The organism is Salegentibacter agarivorans (assembly GCF_900113135.1).
Classification (GTDB): domain Bacteria; phylum Bacteroidota; class Bacteroidia; order Flavobacteriales; family Flavobacteriaceae; genus Salegentibacter; species Salegentibacter agarivorans.
The window spans coordinates 54,550-71,771 of sequence record NZ_FOOH01000021.1; the positions used below are offsets into that span (position 1 = coordinate 54,550).

The following is a 17,222-nucleotide window of genomic DNA, read 5'->3' on the forward strand; positions in this document are numbered from 1 at the left end:
TCACTTTATGGCTCAGCATAACGCTTTGGGGGAATTGGGTGAACGCCTCGCTTTAGAGTACCTTTTAAAACAAGGTTATGAAATTCTGGCTCAAAATTATGTTTATAACAAAGCGGAAATAGACATTTTAGCCCGGAAGCATAGCACTTTGGTAGTAGTAGAAGTTAAAACAAGAAGCACACCCGATTTTGGGGACCCACAAAGTTTTGTAAAGCCTAAACAAATTCGGCAGCTTGTAAAGGCTGCCGATTTTTTTTTGAATGACAATCAATTAAACCTTGAAACCCGTTTTGATATTATTGCGATAATAAAGAACAAAGCCGGAATACAAGTAGAACATCTTGAAGATGCTTTTTTACATTTTGAGTGAAAAACTTCTGGAAAAAACTTTATTCTAACCGCATTGTTTCAGTGACTAGTGGTTATAAAAAAACTGTCTAAAAAGTTCTAAATTCGTCAAGCTGAACTTGTTTCAGCTTCTAACTTGATTTGAATATCAACATCTTAGATCCCCGATCAAAAATCGGGGCAGGCTCTGAAATAAATTCAGGATGACGATAAAATAAAAAGACCTCACAGGTCTACAATACCTGTGTGGTCTACTTTTTGGTAAAGAAAAACCTCACTGTCCCAATGGCGATCGGGACTGTGAGGTCTATACTTTTATTAAAATACTTCCTAAGAAATTTATTACCAGATCTTCACTCGATCTTCTGGGGCAACATACATTTTATCACCTTCTTTAATATCAAAAGTGGTATAAAATGCATCAATGTTCTGAAGCGGTACATAAGCTCTGTACATTCCAGGAGAATGAGGATCGGTCTTGATTCTGTTTTTCAAGGCTTCGTCACGCATTTTTGTTCTCCAAACAGTAGCCCAGGACATAAAGAAACGTTCATCTGGAGTAAATCCATCTATTTTTCCGGGATCTCCGTGTTCTTCTAAATGAATTTGTAACCCGTCATAAGCAGCGTTAACGCCACCAAGATCACCAATATTTTCACCTAAAGTAAATTGACCGTTGATGAAAACACTGTCTAAAACTTCAATATTGCTGTATTGGTCTGCAAGATCTTTTCCAAGAGCTTCAAACTGTTTAAGATCTTCGTCTGTCCACCAGTTATTAAGGTTTCCTTCGGCATCAAAACGAGAACCGCTATCATCAAAGCCGTGAGAGATTTCGTGACCAATTACAGCTCCAATTCCGCCGTAATTTACAGCAGCATCAGCTTTATAATCATAAAAAGGTGGCTGAAGAATAGCTGCAGGGAATACAATTTCGTTATAGCTTGGGTTGTAATAGGCGTTAACGGTTTGTGGTGGCATAAACCATTCGGTTTTGTCTACCGGTTGTCCAAGGTCTGCCATATTATCGGCAACTCTCCATTTGCTGGTATTCATCATATTCTGGAAATAAGACCCACCGTTTTCAACATTTACTATTTCTAGATCGCTGTAGTCTTTCCATTCGTCTGGATAACCAACTTTAATAGTGGTGGTTCCTAGCTTTTCCTTGGCTTTTTTCTTGGTTTCTTCGCCCATCCAGCTAAGGTTGTCTATCCTGTTTTCGTAAGCTTTAATAAGATTTGAAATCATTTCCTGAGCTTTTTCTTTAGCTTCAGCAGGGAAATGTTCGTCTACATATAATTTACCAAGTGCTTCTCCCAGAGTACCGTTTACAGTTTGTAAAGCACGTTCTTTTCTTGGGCGTTGTTCTTGTGCACCTTGTAGGGTTTTGCTGTAAAACTCCCAATTTGCAGTTTCAATATCTGTAGAAAGTGTGCTGGCCGCATCATTAAAAATGCTCCATTTTAGATAATCTTTCCAATCATTAACAGAATTTCCAGCAAAAACATCCTGAAGGGATTCCATATAGTTTGGTTGAGAAACGATTATGGTATCAAGATCTGTAGCACCAATTTCTTCAAAATAAGAATCCCAGTCTATCGCTGAAACCATATTTTTAAGTTCGGCTACAGTTTTAGGGTTATAAGTGTTACGGGCATCACGACGCTCTACTTTGTCAAGTTGAGGTTCTGCAAGGCTGGTTTCAAAAGCAAGAATACGCTCGGCTGCATCTGCAGCTTCATCTTTAGAATAGTCTATATACTGAAGCATTCTGGTAATATGCTCTTTATATTTTTCCCTTTTTTCTTTGGAATCTGAATCGTCTGCTACGTAGTAATCACGATCTGGTAAACCCAATCCTGCAGGATAAAGGTAAGCAGCATTCATATTACTGTTTTTAGCATCGGCACGAACCCCAAAAGAGAAAAATCCGGCGCCACCATATTGTTGCATTTCGGTAAGAAATTCCTGGAGGTCTTCCTTATTTTCAATAGCATCTACTTTTGCCAAATATGGTTTTACCGGTTCCACGCCTTTTTCATTTCGGGCAACGGTATCCATAATTGTTTTGTAAAGGTAAACGGCTTTAGCCTGGTCACTAGACGGGTCTAAACTATCGTTAGCAGAAGCGCCTTCTAAAATAGCCATCGCATCCTCATCGGTACGCTCACGCAATTCCATAAAACTTCCCCAAGTAGTCTGGTCTGAAGGGATCTCGGTAGAATCTACCCATTTTCCGTTTACGTATCTAAAGAAATCTTCCTGAGCGCTTACGGTGGTGTCCATATAGGCAAGGTTAATACCGCGAACCTCTTCTTTTTCTTTACTTTCTTTATCATCGTTTTGACAACTTGTTAGGGTTGCAGCTCCCAAAATCGATAAAAAGAGCACATTACTTATTTTTTTCATATGTGGTTTAAATTATTATGAATTCTCGCGCTAAAGTACTAAAAAGTAGCATATTTAGCTGAGGATTATTCAAAGTATAAAATTGATTGAATTTTTCGCAAAAACTAATCCTGGAAAAGCTGGATTTACCTGAAGGTTTAATCAATTTGATTTATCAAATTTTGATCGAATTCCTTTTTTAATTGGGTTACTTCTTCCACATTTTCGTTGGGTATAGTAACAGAAAGTACATAATGAGTAATTTTCCAGCCATCTTTAGTTTTTAGAAGCACGCCAGAGCCACGACAAATTCCCATTTGCGTGTCAAGAAGTTCATCAAACCATGCGGTTTTACTGTTTTCATCGTTATAAATATTTCGTTCTAAAGTGGTGAAATTCCAGGCCTGACCCTGATCAAAATAAGGTTTTGAAAATTCACGAAAATCATCATTCTGCCAGTTCTCGGTGGCATCGGTGCCTATAAAAACCCCATCTTTGGTAATTAAGCTGAAGTATTTATCAAAGTTACCATCAGCGGCTGCTTGGTGCCATTGGGTTAAAACCTTATCTATTTTAGATTTTTCCTGGGCTGCAATATTTAAACTGAAAAACAAAAAAAGCAGTGCGATAATTTTTTTCATTTTGAAGAATTTTTATTGAAGATATCAATTTTTCTGCACTCAGGATTAGAAAAACGACTACTACAATTTGGCCTGGGGAAGGGAATCTATAGAAATGGTATCTCTTTCGGCTTTAAATTCGTCCAGCTCATCTTCAAAATCTTCCAGGGTTTTTAGGAAAAGCTCATTAAGCTGAATCTTAAAATTATTGAATTCTTCAGGGATTTCCCGGGCAACTTCTGTAATAGCACCGGCATCTAATTGCCGGCGGTGAGATAATTGTTCCAGGACTTTTGCTTTAGTGGTTAAAACGTTGGCGCGGGCCCTAACCGCGTTGGAGCTCAGAGAATCGGGAATGCTTGTGTTTAACGATTCCATAACCTGGGAGATTGGTTTTGAGCTTTCTATGGTTTGTTGTAGATTATAATTTCTTAATTGGTCAACTTCATTTTGGGCAGCGATATACGCCAACCAATTTATAGCATGTTTTCGTGCTTCAGGAAGTAATATTACTTCTTCCTTAGTAGTTTCTAAAGGTTGGTTTAAGGTAATTGAATCTAATTGACTGCCATTACTATCATCGGTCTGAGATTTTTCATTGCAGGCAAAGCAGAGTAAAATAGATAATATTAAAACCAGTTTTTTCATACCTAACAAAGTTAACCTAAAAATTTCCAATTTAAATAATTACAAAAGGAAGTATTTATTACCTCTGTTCAGCTTTGAAATTTTCTTTAATTTCACTTTGTTAATTGAAGAAGTATCGAAACCCTTCCTTCAATAAAAGATTTCTAAAAAAAAGTAAAGGTTTCGGCTGTTTCATTGCGAAAACCTCTATCTAAATAAATATATTTGCGGAAAAATCAATACAATGGCCGGGAAAATTTTAATTATTGGTGCTTGCGGGCAAATTGGAACCGAGTTAACGCTGAAATTACGTGATCTCTACGGAAACGATCGGGTAGTGGCTAGTGATATTAGGGAAGGAAATGAGGAATTAATGAATTCCGGGCCTTTTGAAATTGCCGATGCTACTGATGCTCCATTAATTGAAACCATTATTGATAAATACGAAATCTCCGAGGTTTATCTTATGGCCGCGATGCTTAGTGCAACTGCCGAAAAAGCGCCAATGAAAGCCTGGAATCTTAATATGGATTCCCTTTTTCATATTTTGAATTTTGCTAAAGATAAAAAGATTGAGAAAGTCTTTTGGCCTTCCAGTATTGCAGTTTTTGGCCCTACAACTCCTAAAAACGATACCCCACAAACTACTATTATGGAACCTTCTACGGTTTACGGGATTAGTAAGCAAACCGGCGAAAGATGGTGCGAATATTTTCACGATAAATATGGCGTAGATGTAAGAAGTTTGCGTTATCCCGGCATTATAAGCTATAAAACCCTTCCCGGTGGTGGAACTACAGATTATGCGATAGAAATTTTTCACGAAGCCCTTAAGAATAAAGCCTACACTTCATTTTTAGCTGAAGATACCGGTCTGCCCATGATGTATATGGACGATGCGATTAAAGCTACCGTAGATATTATGGAAGCTCCTTCAGAAAAAATAAAGGTGCGATCTTCTTATAATCTTTCGGCCTTGAGTTTTACCCCAAAGGTTCTTGCCGAGGCTATTCAGAAGGAAATTCCTGACTTCAAGATCTCCTACGACCCAGATTTTAGACAAAAAATAGCCGATTCCTGGCCATCTAGCATAGATGATTCTGAAGCCAGAAAAGACTGGCAATGGAAACACGATTTTGACATGCAAAGCCTAGTTAAGGAAATGCTTGCCGGAGTTTCTGAACAACTGAAAACCGCCAAATAAATACGTGATAATCGAGATTATTTTTTCTTTTTCTTCATTTTATTAAGCCAGATTATGGTTCCGGTAATTGGTAAACTCGTGGCGATTAAGCAGGCCAGGAAATAAAGGATTTTTGAAAAAGTCCCGAATATTTCTCCTGTGTGAATTGGTTTTATTAAAGAAGCTACCTGAACATTTGCTGGTTTTTCTGAAAAAAGCTCTTTTTTGAGAATTTTACCGTCACGGTCTATCACCAGCATATCGTAAGTATTGGGCGACCAGTTGCCAGCTTCATATTTTCTAATGGAAAAAATACCATTTTCGTCCTGTGGAAATGAAATAGATGTCTCCCCGGGATAATCCAGATTTTGATTTGAAATATTAATGATTTCAGCAAGCTCCAGCGTTTTAGAATCTGGATTAGTTTCTGAAGCAATTTTTGGTCCGCCGCGGCCACCAAAAACCTGGGTTCCCAGAACCTGACTGCCGAGGTCTTTATACCAATCAAAAGACCAGAATAATCCGGTTAACGTCATTACAATTAATAATAGGCAGGAATAGAAACCAAGGGTATTATGCAAATCATGGTTAATCCTTTTCCAGTTTGCAGACCATTTAATTTTAAAGCCCGGTTTTAGGGTTTTCCACTTTATTTTTTTCTTCGGAAACCAAAGTACAACTCCACTTATAGATAGAAATAAAAAGATAATGGTTGCAATTCCCACGATAGGTCTACCAATAGCAGAATCGAATAACAACCAGCGATGCATTCTAAACATTGTGAAGAAGAATTCATCTGCAGGATTTTCACCTAGTTGCTGATAATCGCCGGTATATTGATTTACATAAAAAGTAGTGCCGCGTCTATCTTCCGGCGAAGTTTTCACCTTGAATTCATAAGCTTTATTGGGGTCTTTGGGTAACGTAAGCCCGGTAACCGCTCCTTCTTTTTCAAGGTTTTGCTGCAAATTTTCTATAGCAATTAGTTTACCTTGTTGCGGGTCTACTTTTAATTCTTCAGCAAAAAGCGATTTTATTTCGGTTTGGAAGGTTAAGATAGTTCCGCTTAGGCAAACTAAGAAAAGGATAATCCCGCTGCCAAGCCCTAACCATAAATGCAGATCGTTCAGTAATTTTCTAAACGTATATTTTTTCTTTTTTTGCTTCTTCTTTGTCATGGATTCTGGTATAAAACTTAAAATAAGACTGACCGGAAAAAGAATTTCCGGTCAGCCCTTTTTGGCAAATTCAAATATTTTTAGGGCTAAAAAACTCCTATAAAGTGGCTTCCTTCTACATTTACCAGCTCGGCTCCTTTAGTTACCTCACCGGTTTGCGTGTCTATTACATAAATATTTCCGTTTTCTCCTACGGGAGCTTCGGTTACATAAACTTCATCTCCATCTACTACAAATCCCTGGTATTGGAATAGGTAGAAATCTTCGCTATATGGGATTTCATTTATTTTTTGTGCAGTTTTTGCTTCTAAATCTACCAGCGCAAAATATCCCTGGGCTCCAGCTACACCTTCAGCAGAACCTGCGTGACGATAAGCTACAACCGCTTTTCCGCTTGCGGTAGGTCTCCAGGCAAGAATATAGGCATCTTCCACTCCTAATGCTTCATCTAAATTAAATACGTATGAATCATCATACTGGTTATTAGCACCTATTTTTAAGATATGGGAACCGTTTGGATCTCCCTGGTTTGCCTGGTAAACACTTCCGTTTACCAAAAATGCATTAATGCTTCGGTAACCGTTGGTATTTCCCTTTCCAACTTCAGAAGTAATAATAGTTGGGTTTTCTAAAGAAGGGTAGTCTAAAACAATGGTTTTAGAACCTAAAACTTCACCATTTCTATCTGTTTCTCCGGTTTCCGGGTCTACTTTACTTATACGAGCGCCAATGTATAATTTATCTCCGGTAGCATTTAAGGTTGGCATATCAATTCTGCCAATATAATATCCTTGTGCTTCCAACTCTTCACTTAGTTGAAGACTTGATTCTTTAAACTCTTTTATTACCGAATTCTGTAAATCTAAGGTGACAATCCCCATAGTAGCTTGGGTACGAAGATAATTATCCTCATCATCAAACTGGTGCTTGGTATCTACATATACAGCAGCTCCTGTTTGATCTCCGTCAAATAATTTAATCCATCTTGGAGCAGAACCTACATAAGGAGCAATGCTAATTTCGCTTCCGGTTTGTTCAAAATTTTGACCTCCATTTACATTGTATTTCGTGTAGTTTCCTCCAGTATCGCCGGCATAGCTAATATTAAATATTGTGCTGCCGTCTTCAGAAGATTGCAACCTTGCAGTTCTGTTAGAAGGTACTATAAATCCGTTATCAAAAGGTTCTATAGATACGTTTGGGTCTTTAGCGTCTTCACTACTTATGGAGTAGATTAGTGTGCCTCCATTACCGTCTCCAGGGTTTTCTCCCATTCTGGCTGCGGCAACGGTAATCCATCTACCGTCTTCATTTTCACCTGGTTCCTGTCCTGGGTCTATAGGAGAGTCATCGCTACTACAAGAAGCCAGTAAGCCTGTTGCCATTGCTATTGTTGCAAAAGTTTTAATGCTGAAAAAATTACGTTTCATATTATTATCTTTTATAATTGGTTAAAATTTATTGATTGAATAATTTAATTTTAAGTAAAAGGCTCTTCCCGGTTTTTGCACCGATAAATTGTCATAAACAGGTTTGTTAAAGATGTTTTTTACATCAAAACTCATGACAAAATTTTGGTTGGGGAAGGTGTAGCTAAGTCCAAGATCCTGCGCTAATTGCTGAGGTACTTTAAAGAAATCGTCTCCTACCGTATTTGAACCCTGCGGAACCAGATATGAAAATTCATCGGTAAAGTACATGGTGTAGAATAGGTTTAGCATGGAGTTTTTCTGAATTAAATTTTTAATTGAATAGCGTAAGTTTCCATTCATGGTAAAAAATGGAGTGTTGGGGACGTCTATTTCTACGCCACGGTTTTCAATTTTTAAATCGAATCGGGATATATTAAAATTAAGTCCGAAATTATTATTATAGGTATAACCCAACTGTGCGTCAATTCCTTTTGAAGTACCGCTACCCTGGTTTACATAAACAATTAACTCTTCATCTACATTTAAGGAAGTCTCTATAGGTAAACCAATTCTATCTTTAATATTTCTGGTAAAAAGATTTGTTGAAGCATTAAATTGATGCTTCTTAAAGTTAAAGGTGCCTAGTTTTACCCCTAAATTATAATTGTTACTTTGTTCAGGATTTATGCTTGCGTTGGCCACAACATTATCCCCATCGTTACCAAATATTTCGGTTTCGTTTGGCAGTCGTACTGCTTTTTCGGCCGAAGCCAATAGGGTAATAGTGGGGCTAAGCTCGTAAGAAGCTGCAAAACCATAGCCTTCATATTTTTTATTACTGCTTACAACATCATCCACAATTTCACTGCTTCCATCTGGATTTCTTTGAATTTCAGGATCTACACTTATGCTTTTCTGTTGATAATATTTCCCGAATAAATTGGTTTTTAACCTGTCATTAAAAGCATTTAATTCATAGGTTATCGAAAGTATGTTTTTGTTTAAATCCCGTGTTCCTACAAAGGTATTTTCTAATACAGATTGTAGTTTATCGCTATCTTCTCTATCAATTCCGCTATAAACGTGGTTCGCTAAAATTGTGTGGTTATCGCTAATAGCGTAGGCTACACCAGTTCTAATGGAGGCCACGTTGCGGTTAATTTTCGCAAGCGTTGGTCCGCCTTCTTGCTGTGAGCCCCAGGTATATTTGTATTCGTTGCCTCTAAAATCTATGGCTCTTTCGCCGTTCCAGCTATAAGCCCAGGGCACCGTATCATTTACCTGGCGGTTTCGCTTTCCATAATATCCGGTAACGTTTACATCTAAACCTGGCGTAAATAAATCTTCTTTTTGATAAGTTAAGTTAGCCAGAGAAGCGTCAGACTCAAGAAATCTTCCTTCGTATGGCATAATAGTCATGAATGCGCCATGTTGCACTTCTTTATAGTCATCAGAACCTGTAAAACCTACAAAAAACTGGTCGGCCCATTTTACATCTGTATATCCTACCTGTACCGTACCTCCGGTAGACCTGTAGGCGTCGTTAAAACGTCTAGCGGTAATTGGGGTTTGCTGACCACCTAAACCGGTTACTACAATACTTCGACCTGAAACTTCATAATCATTGTCAGAATAGTTATGAAAGGCAGAAGCTTTTACGGTAAAACCAGAATTATCAAATCTGTACAACCCATTTACATTAGCCTGAAAAGTATTGAATGAGCCATATGATACAGACGCATTAATATTTTTATCAGACTGTTTATTAAGTACAATATTGATGGCGCCGCCCAGGGCATCGTCAGCTAAATGGCCGGGAACAACGCCTTTATAGACTTCAATTCGCTCAATCATTGATGGCGGAATACTGTTTAAGTTATAGGACGAACCAAATGTAGAAATGGGAATTCCATCTATAAAAATACGTACGGCACTACCAGATAAACCATTCAAACTATATTCTGCACGAGAGCCCAAACCACCATTTTGCCGAATTTTTACTCCAACCGTAGTGTTTAGTAATTCGTTTGTCTGAATATTTCTAATACTGGCCTCCCCGGTTTCTACAACATTAAGGGCAAATCCCTTTTTCTCCATTTTGGTTTTGAAAGAATCTGCTCTTAGGTGTACCTCATCTAATTCGTTCTCTGAGGTATTTATCGTAATATTATGGTGTAGATTTTCTGGATTTACCGCTATTTGATGATGAGCTATGAAGTCACCTTTACGAATTTCCAGTAAAAAAACTCCACGCTGTAAATTCTTTATTTGATATTTTCCTTCGGAATCTGATTGCGTGCTTTTACTCTGATTTAGATTGGAAGCCGTAATATTTGCGCCCTTTAGTACTTCCCCGTTTTCATCTTCTATTATTCCAGAAATATCGAAGTTTTTGGCTTCCTTTTGCTGAGCATATATGGTAGGAATACTGGCTGACAGCAACAGTAAAATAAAGCTTATTGTAAAATTTGGAACCACAATTTTAATTTATTATTCTTATTTAAACTAATTTTAAATAACTTGCGGCAAATTTATATTTTGAAGCGCTAAGCCTGTTTCGGTTTTGGAAATAAAAATTACGGTAAAGGTATTATGTATATTGAGTCTAAATTAATAGAGGTAAATGAAACCTTGTTTTCACGGGATCTTTCAGGAAATAAAGATTTGGGAATCATTAAAGATGAAATAAATATCCAATCGTATTCATGGTTGCAGGCAAAATGTAAGATTCAGTTTTCAAAAGGCTTATTTATTGTTGAAACCTTTATAGAGAATAAAAAAAATCTTACCGATATCTTTAGTATAAGCGGGGAATATATTCAAATTTCTTATTTAGGAAAAGGTGATTCGCAACTGGTTTCTTCCAAGGAAAAAACACCCCTTGGGATGGGCAGAATTAACTGCTGTTATAATTGTGATACTGTAAACACAATAGAAATGCCTGCCAATAAACCTACTCACTACCAGGCGGTTTATCTATCAAAAGAATACTACCTTGAATTGTTAAAAAACGAAGTCTGGGTAGCAGATAATTCTTTCTATAATCATATTATTAAGGGTAATTTTCAAAAATGGGGAGCCTGTAATTTTCCTATAGATTATAGTTTATATCATATTTTAAATGAGATAACCAAAAACGATTGGAATACCGATTTTAAAAAATATTATCTTGAATTAAGGCTTAAAGAATTGTTTCTTTCTTTACATTTTTGCCAGGAGGAATTGTGCAATGGAGTAGTGAAAGGGATTAGCGAAGAAAACCTTGAAAAAATAAGAACCGCCCACGCATATTTAATTGAAAACTTTAAAAATCCGCCAACCATTAAAGTACTGGCCAGGAAAGTGCTTTTAAATGAACTTCAGCTAAAAAAAGATTTTAAAATGATGTATGGTAAAACTATTAGAAGCTTTATTATAGACTTACGAATGAAGAAAGCTAAAAGTCTTTTAGGTAAACATACCGTAAGTGAAATGGCTGGCATTTTAGGATATAAAAGCGTTCCGCACTTTATAAACACCTTTAAAAAATGTTATGGCTACACTCCAAAACAAGGTTTAAATCAATAAAATTAAGGCATAAAAAAAGCCGCTATAAAAGCGACTTTTCAAGTTCTTGAAATAGGATAATATATATTATTCTATAACGCGTACTTCCGCAGCGTTAACTCCTTTTCTACCTTCTACTTCAACGTACTCAACTTTATCACCTTCGTTCAAGCTCTCGCCATCTAAACCAGTAATGTGTACGAAGATGTCTCTTCCTGTTTCGTCGTTGGTAATGAATCCGTATCCTTTTGATTCATTGAAAAATTTAACTGTACCTTCCATTGTAATAATAAAATAAATAATTAATAAAGCGCAAAGTTAGTACAATATTATTGAAGACAGTGCAATATTTTCGATTTTCTTTTGAAAGTATTCTAAAACAGCTACTTAATCCAGTCCTTTATCTCGCATTTTATCCATGTTCTCTTTAGTGAGAGTGTAGTCTTGAAGCCGTTTCCCTTTCCATCTCACATACAGGAAAATAGGCATTAAAATAAATGCACTTGCTAAAACTGCAATTCCAATTATACGGTCTCCCAGTACCACATCTTCAAAAGTGCGGTAATAAAATCCTACTCCAATGGCAATTAATATTAATATGCCCAATATTTTTAAAACAGTATTCATAGCATTAAACGGTTACTTCTATTAGTTTTTGACGGTAAGCGGTTAATAGTTTAGATTTAGAAATAAATCCAACGTACACCTCATCTTCTACCACAGGCAGGTTCCATGCGTTTGTTTCCTGAAATTTGGTCATTATATCTTTTGGCCGGTCTTTTCTAAGGTCTATAATTTCAGGGGCACGCTGCATAACATCGCTTACCTTTACTTCCTCATACATTTTCTGGTCAAACATTATCGGTCTAATATCATCTAATAATATAATTCCCAGGAATTTACGATTTTCATCGATAACGGGAAAAAGATTTCGGGAAGATTTTATTACGCCGTCGTGAATAACATCTCCAAGATTCATATCTATATTTAGGGTAACAAAGTTTTTTTCTATAATCTGCTGAATATTCAACAGCGTTAATACAGCCTGGTCTTTATTGTGGGTTAACAAATCGCCACGTTTTGCGAGTTCCATGGTATATACCGAGTGCGGCTGAAACTGGTTGGTAATCATATAAGAAATGGCCGCGGTAATCATTAAGGGAACAAAGAGTTCGTAACCGCCGGTGAGTTCTGCAATAAGGAAAATGGCAGTAAGTGGCGCGTGCAAAACCCCGGCCATTAACCCGGCCATTCCAACCATAGTAAAACTACTTACCGAAATGGGGGTTTTTAATATTCCCAGATTGTTTATAATTAGTGCAAAGCAATGCCCCATAGCGCTCCCCATAAATAATACCGGCGCAAAAATACCGCCAATGCCGCCGGCTCCAAAGGTGAGCGAAGTAGCCAGGATTTTAAAAATTACAAGTCCAGCAAGGAGGATTATAACAATCCAGATATTATCAAGATAATCATTAAAGAAATTGGTTCCCAAAGCTTCTAAATAATCTTCAGCCAATAAGTTATTTATAACATTATAACCTTCGCCATATAGCGGTGGAATTAAATAGATAAGAATTCCAAGGCCCAGGCCACCCAGCAATAACCTATAGAAAAGAGAATCTATCTTTTTAAAAGCATCGCCTATCTTAAAATAAATATGTGTAAAATACATAGAACATCCGGCAGCGAGGACACCAAGAATAATATAAAAAGGCACTTCAGAAATATTAAAATTGTCTTGAAGATCTACAGGCAAAATAATATCAGAACCAAAGAAAAAATAGGAGGTGAGAATAGCCGAAACCGAAGCGATAAGCAATGGAACCATGGAGATTAAAGTGAGATCCAGGCTAAAAACCTCGATCGCAAAGATAATCGCCGCGATAGGTGCTTTAAAAATAGACGACATAGCGCCCGCAGCTGCGCAACCAATAAGTAATGTACGTGAACTTTGGTTCATTTTAAAAAACCGGGAAATATTAGATCCCAGGGAAGCACCGGTGGCCACCGTTGGTCCTTCCAATCCCACAGATCCTCCAAAACCAACTGTTAAAGGAGCTGTGATAATTGAGGCATACATTTGAAAGGAACGCATAATTCCTTTTCGGCGGGAAATTGCATAAAGCGTAGAGGGAATCCCGTGACCAATCTTTTTCTTTAGTACTACTTTAATTACCAGTAGCGTAAGGCTTAAACCTATAAGTGGAAAAATAAAATAAAAAGCGTGATGGTAATTTATAATCAGATTTCCTTCTAGTAAGCGCTGAATGTAGTGTGTAAGGTTTTTTATAACCACTGCACCTAAACCAGCAGTAAAACCTATAATAGCACTTAAAATCATCAAAAATTGTTGATGACTTAAATGCCGGTTACTCCAGTCTGAAAAACGGATTAATAATCTTGTAGCTTTATTGTCCACTCAAAAATTTTTATGAAGATAAAAAAATCCCGATGTGAACCCGGGATTTTTTATCAATTATAATTTTACTCGATACTCGAGATTTAAATGCTCTTGCGTTTGCCTTTAATTGAAAAAATTATTTCCCCTGGCTATTCTTTGAAGTTTCTTCCAGGTAGTTTACCTGTAAATGAAGTTCTTTGAGTTGTGCTTCATCCAGTTTTGCGGGTGCATCTATCATTACATCCCGGCCATTGTTGTTCTTTGGGAAAGCAATAAAATCCCTGATACTTTCCTGTCCGCCTAAAATGGCCACCAGTCTATCAAAACCAAAAGCGATACCGCCGTGAGGAGGGGCTCCATATTGAAAGGCATCCATTAAAAAGCCGAACTGTGCTTTAGCCTCTTCTGGAGTAAAGCCAAGATAATCGAACATTTTTTCCTGTGTTTCCTTATCGTGAATTCTTATAGAACCGCCGCCAATTTCATTTCCGTTTAAAACCAAATCGTACGCATTGGCACGAACTTCTCCCGGTTTAGTCTCCAGTAAAGCAAAATCTTCTTTTTTAGGTGAGGTAAAAGGATGGTGCATCGCGTGAAAACGATTTGTTTCTTCATCCCATTCCAGTAATGGGAAATCTATAACCCAAAGTGGAGCGAATTCATCAGCTTTTCTAAGACCAAGTTCATTACCCAAATGCATTCTTAAAGCACTTAGTTGCGTTCTGGTTTTATTGGCGTCACCAGCCATTAACAATATTAGATCTCCGGGTTTTGCTGAGGTAGCTTCTGCCCAGGTTTTTAGATCTTCTTCTGAATAAAATTTATCTACTGAAGATTTTAAAGTTCCATCTTCGTTATATTTTGCCCATACGAGTCCGTTGGCGCCTACCTGTGGCCTTTTAACCCAGGATATTAATTTGTCTATTTCTTTTCTGGTAAAAGAAGCCGCTCCCGGAACCGCAATTCCCACTACTAATTCCTGCTGATCGAAAACGTTGAAACCTTTGTTTTTGGCCAAATCGTTCAATTCGGCAAACTCCATCCCAAATCTGATGTCCGGTTTGTCATTCCCATATTTTTTCATCGCTTCAGAGTAGGTCATTCTTGGAAATTCGGCAACGTCTACGCCATTGATTTCTTTCAATAAATGCCTGGTTAAACCTTCAAAAATATTCAGAATATCTTCCTGTTCAACAAAAGCCATTTCACAGTCAATTTGTGTGAATTCCGGCTGCCTGTCGGCTCTAAGGTCTTCATCCCTAAAACATTTTACGATCTGGAAATATTTATCCATTCCGCCAACCATTAGCAATTGCTTAAAAGTTTGTGGCGATTGGGGAAGGGCGTAAAACTGACCTTCGTTCATTCTACTTGGTACCACAAAATCGCGGGCACCTTCAGGAGTAGACTTTATTAAATATGGAGTTTCCACTTCAACAAAATCCTGGTTAGAAAGATAATTTCTTACTTCCATTCCTACTTTATGGCGAAATTTCAGCTTGTTTTTTACCGGATTTCGTCTAATATCAAGGTAACGGTATTTCATTCTAAGATCTTCGCCACCATCGGTTTCATTTTCAATAGTAAAGGGAGGTGTAAGGGAAGTGTTGAGAATATTAACTTCATCAACTAAAACTTCAATTTCACCAGTTGGAATATTTGTATTTTTAGATTCCCGCTCAATTACTTTTCCGCTAACCTGAATAACAAATTCGCGCCCCAGTTTTTGAGCTTTTTCCATAAGTTCTTTTGAAGAGCGCTCTTCATCAAAAATAAGCTGGGTAATGCCGTAACGATCGCGCAGATCTACCCAAACCATAAATCCTTTGTCCCTTATTTTTTGAACCCAGCCCGAAAGTTTTACTTCCTGGCCAATTGAAGCTGCATTTAATTCTCCGCAGGTATGACTTCTATACATAATATTCCTGAAATTTTAAGTAGCGCAAAAGTAAGAAGTTCTGGTGGGTTTGGCGGTAAAATAGGCAGAGAAAATCGCTAGAGGCTTTGCATTTTTTTTTTTGAAATATCGCCTTTAAAAATTAATTATTAAGCCATTTTAAACTTAAATAATACCGGATAAGGATGGTTAGGGAAAAATTTAGCCATCAAGTTTAGAAGACAGTCAAAAATTTGACCGTTTCGTCAATTTTATGATGTTGATAAATTTGTAACAACAAGCCTATCAGGATATTAACAGTTTTTGTTTGATAACCTTTTTTAACAAAATTTTAAATTGACTATAAAGTAGTTGTATTTTAGCTGAAGTGCTATTGTAAAGGGACTATCAATAGCTGAAAAAAGAATACCAAGGGGTCGATCCTTGGTATTGCTTAATAACGTTCCATAAAAAATATTAATATGGAAACAGTTTATTTATTAATGCTCTTATCTTATATGATAATCAGGGAGCTTTAGTCTTGCAGACCCGTCTGTTGGAGCAGGCGGGTTTTTTATTAGAGCAATAATGTTGTTATTACTATTACAAATATATATAATTGTTACTATTCTGAAGTAACAACCTGAGCAAAAAATAACACTTTAACTAATTATGAAAAATTAAAGCGCTTTCGAAAAAGGAAGTTTTACCAACTGAAGCTTTAGTATTTGCCATTCCTTTACAGTTTTTTTCCGGTTCTAAAAATAGATTTTTTTAATGAAATTTCTTTTAGGATATCTCTATGTTAAGCCGAAAATAGGGGTTTAGTTTTCTGTTTATCAGTTCCTTAGTATTTCAATGTTAATTTAATGTTACGTGATTGTTGCTTTAAAGTAAACATTTAGCTATTTTTGTAAAGTAAAGTTTAAAGAAAAAGACTATGAAAAAGATAAAAAATATATTGATGGCTGCCATTTTTACCTTTGGAGCAGCTGCTATGGCGCAGAAAAGTCCGGAACCAAAATTTGAAAAAGAGGGAGATCTTATAAAAGGAACTTTCTATTATGAAGATGGTTCTGTAAAACAAGAAGGAACTTACAAGGATGGAAAACTTCATGGAAAATGGGTGGCATATGATACCAATGGAAAAAAGCAAAGTATGGCTAACTATACAGAAGGGGAAAAAACCGGAAAATGGTTCTTTTGGTCTTCAGATAAACTAACTGAAGTTGATTACAATAATAACCAGATTGCCGGGGTAAATACCTGGAAAAGTGATGGTACTTTAGCTGAAAACTAATCAAAAATTTATACCTAAACGCAAGAGGCTGTCTGAAAAGGCAGCCTTTCTTGTTGGATTATTTTGAGGTTTTTATTATTTTCATGTAATGAAAGCTAAAGTTGTATTTAAGACCTATAACCAGTCGCAGTTAAGTCTTTTACCTCCCAGTTATGATGATTTGGTTCCTGTAAATCATCCCGTTAGAATCGTCAATACTATTATTGATCAAATCGACATCGCTGACCTGGAGCGAAGTTACAAAGGAGGTGGTACTTCCAGTTACCATCCTCGGATGCTTCTTAAGGTGATCATCTATGCGTACCTGCGCAATATGTATTCCTCTCGTAAGATAGAA

Annotated in this window: 15 protein-coding genes; 5 read left to right on the forward strand and 10 right to left on the reverse strand. The window is 36.9% G+C overall.

Features of this window, described 5'->3' with window-relative positions; genetic code table 11:
- Positions 1–7: 7 nt before the first annotated feature.
- Entirely contained in the window at positions 8–370 is a 363-nt protein-coding gene (locus BM084_RS14345) for a YraN family protein (protein ID WP_075325149.1), read from the forward strand.
- A gap of 320 nt (positions 371–690) precedes the next feature.
- On the opposite strand, the gene BM084_RS14350 is transcribed toward BM084_RS14345, so the two are convergent.
- From BM084_RS14350 to BM084_RS14360, 3 genes are all read right to left on the reverse strand, one after another.
- Entirely contained in the window at positions 691–2,760 is a 2,070-nt protein-coding gene (locus BM084_RS14350) for a M13 family metallopeptidase (RefSeq protein WP_075325148.1), read from the reverse strand.
- A 137-nt stretch (positions 2,761–2,897) separates the two neighbouring features.
- Positions 2,898–3,380: a nuclear transport factor 2 family protein gene (locus BM084_RS14355; RefSeq protein WP_075325147.1), complete on the reverse strand. Its 483-nt coding sequence runs from the start codon at positions 3,378–3,380 to the stop codon at positions 2,898–2,900.
- Between the two features lie 60 nt (positions 3,381–3,440).
- Positions 3,441–4,007: a hypothetical protein gene (locus tag BM084_RS14360; protein ID WP_075325146.1), complete on the reverse strand. Its 567-nt coding sequence runs from the start codon at positions 4,005–4,007 to the stop codon at positions 3,441–3,443.
- 223 nt (positions 4,008–4,230) lie between these two features.
- Between BM084_RS14360 and BM084_RS14365 the strand changes: the two genes are divergently transcribed.
- Entirely contained in the window at positions 4,231–5,190 is a 960-nt protein-coding gene (locus BM084_RS14365) for an NAD-dependent epimerase/dehydratase family protein (protein ID WP_093305646.1), read from the forward strand.
- Positions 5,191–5,207: 17 nt separating this feature from the next.
- Here BM084_RS14365 and BM084_RS14370 read toward each other — a convergent pair whose 3' ends face one another.
- From BM084_RS14370 to BM084_RS14380, 3 genes are all read right to left on the reverse strand, one after another.
- Positions 5,208–6,347 (reverse strand): PepSY-associated TM helix domain-containing protein, encoded by a 1,140-nt coding sequence (locus BM084_RS14370; RefSeq protein WP_093305648.1) that lies wholly within the window; start codon positions 6,345–6,347, stop codon positions 5,208–5,210.
- Between the two features lie 86 nt (positions 6,348–6,433).
- Entirely contained in the window at positions 6,434–7,777 is a 1,344-nt protein-coding gene (locus BM084_RS14375) for a hypothetical protein (RefSeq protein ID WP_093305650.1), read from the reverse strand.
- Positions 7,778–7,798: 21 nt separating this feature from the next.
- Entirely contained in the window at positions 7,799–10,237 is a 2,439-nt protein-coding gene (locus BM084_RS14380) for a TonB-dependent receptor (RefSeq protein ID WP_232228881.1), read from the reverse strand.
- A 114-nt stretch (positions 10,238–10,351) separates the two neighbouring features.
- Between BM084_RS14380 and BM084_RS14385 the strand changes: the two genes are divergently transcribed.
- Positions 10,352–11,326: a helix-turn-helix transcriptional regulator gene (locus BM084_RS14385; RefSeq protein ID WP_075325142.1), complete on the forward strand. Its 975-nt coding sequence runs from the start codon at positions 10,352–10,354 to the stop codon at positions 11,324–11,326.
- Positions 11,327–11,392: 66 nt separating this feature from the next.
- Here BM084_RS14385 and BM084_RS14390 read toward each other — a convergent pair whose 3' ends face one another.
- The 4 genes from BM084_RS14390 to aspS form a co-directional block, all read right to left on the reverse strand.
- Complete coding sequence (locus BM084_RS14390; RefSeq protein WP_037318850.1) at positions 11,393–11,587, reverse strand: cold-shock protein; 195 nt, start codon at positions 11,585–11,587, stop codon at positions 11,393–11,395.
- Between the two features lie 105 nt (positions 11,588–11,692).
- Positions 11,693–11,932, reverse strand: a complete 240-nt coding sequence (locus BM084_RS14395) for a hypothetical protein (protein WP_075325141.1) — start codon at positions 11,930–11,932, stop codon at positions 11,693–11,695.
- A gap of 4 nt (positions 11,933–11,936) precedes the next feature.
- On the reverse strand, positions 11,937–13,727 hold the full coding sequence (locus BM084_RS14400; RefSeq protein WP_245764387.1) for a chloride channel protein: 1,791 nt from the start codon (positions 13,725–13,727) through the stop codon (positions 11,937–11,939).
- A 118-nt stretch (positions 13,728–13,845) separates the two neighbouring features.
- A complete protein-coding gene (gene aspS, locus BM084_RS14405; RefSeq protein ID WP_093305654.1) occupies positions 13,846–15,627 on the reverse strand; it encodes an aspartate--tRNA ligase in 1,782 nt (593 codons plus the stop codon).
- A gap of 898 nt (positions 15,628–16,525) precedes the next feature.
- On the opposite strand from aspS, the gene BM084_RS14410 reads away from it, so the two are divergent.
- The gene (locus BM084_RS14410) at positions 16,526–16,885 is read left to right on the forward strand and encodes a toxin-antitoxin system YwqK family antitoxin (protein WP_075325139.1); all 360 of its coding nucleotides are present in this window, start codon (positions 16,526–16,528) and stop codon (positions 16,883–16,885) included.
- Positions 16,886–16,973: 88 nt separating this feature from the next.
- A partial coding sequence (locus BM084_RS14415; protein ID WP_143083669.1) for a transposase occupies positions 16,974–17,222 on the forward strand: 249 nt, incomplete at its 3' end.

Excerpts from the sequence above, each read along its gene's own strand:
- BM084_RS14345 (WP_075325149.1), top strand. The coding sequence starts at position 8 with ATGGCTCAGCATAACGCTTTGGGGGAATTGGGTGAACGCCTCGCTTTA.
- BM084_RS14350 (WP_075325148.1), bottom strand. The coding sequence starts at position 2,760 with ATGAAAAAAATAAGTAATGTGCTCTTTTTATCGATTTTGGGAGCTGCA.
- BM084_RS14355 (WP_075325147.1), bottom strand. The coding sequence starts at position 3,380 with ATGAAAAAAATTATCGCACTGCTTTTTTTGTTTTTCAGTTTAAATATT.
- BM084_RS14360 (WP_075325146.1), bottom strand. The coding sequence starts at position 4,007 with ATGAAAAAACTGGTTTTAATATTATCTATTTTACTCTGCTTTGCCTGC.
- BM084_RS14365 (WP_093305646.1), top strand. The coding sequence starts at position 4,231 with ATGGCCGGGAAAATTTTAATTATTGGTGCTTGCGGGCAAATTGGAACC.
- BM084_RS14370 (WP_093305648.1), bottom strand. The coding sequence starts at position 6,347 with ATGACAAAGAAGAAGCAAAAAAAGAAAAAATATACGTTTAGAAAATTA.
- BM084_RS14375 (WP_093305650.1), bottom strand. The coding sequence starts at position 7,777 with ATGAAACGTAATTTTTTCAGCATTAAAACTTTTGCAACAATAGCAATG.
- BM084_RS14385 (WP_075325142.1), top strand. The coding sequence starts at position 10,352 with ATGTATATTGAGTCTAAATTAATAGAGGTAAATGAAACCTTGTTTTCA.
- BM084_RS14390 (WP_037318850.1), bottom strand. The coding sequence starts at position 11,587 with ATGGAAGGTACAGTTAAATTTTTCAATGAATCAAAAGGATACGGATTC.
- BM084_RS14395 (WP_075325141.1), bottom strand. The coding sequence starts at position 11,932 with ATGAATACTGTTTTAAAAATATTGGGCATATTAATATTAATTGCCATT.
- aspS (WP_093305654.1), bottom strand. The coding sequence starts at position 15,627 with ATGTATAGAAGTCATACCTGCGGAGAATTAAATGCAGCTTCAATTGGC.
- BM084_RS14410 (WP_075325139.1), top strand. The coding sequence starts at position 16,526 with ATGAAAAAGATAAAAAATATATTGATGGCTGCCATTTTTACCTTTGGA.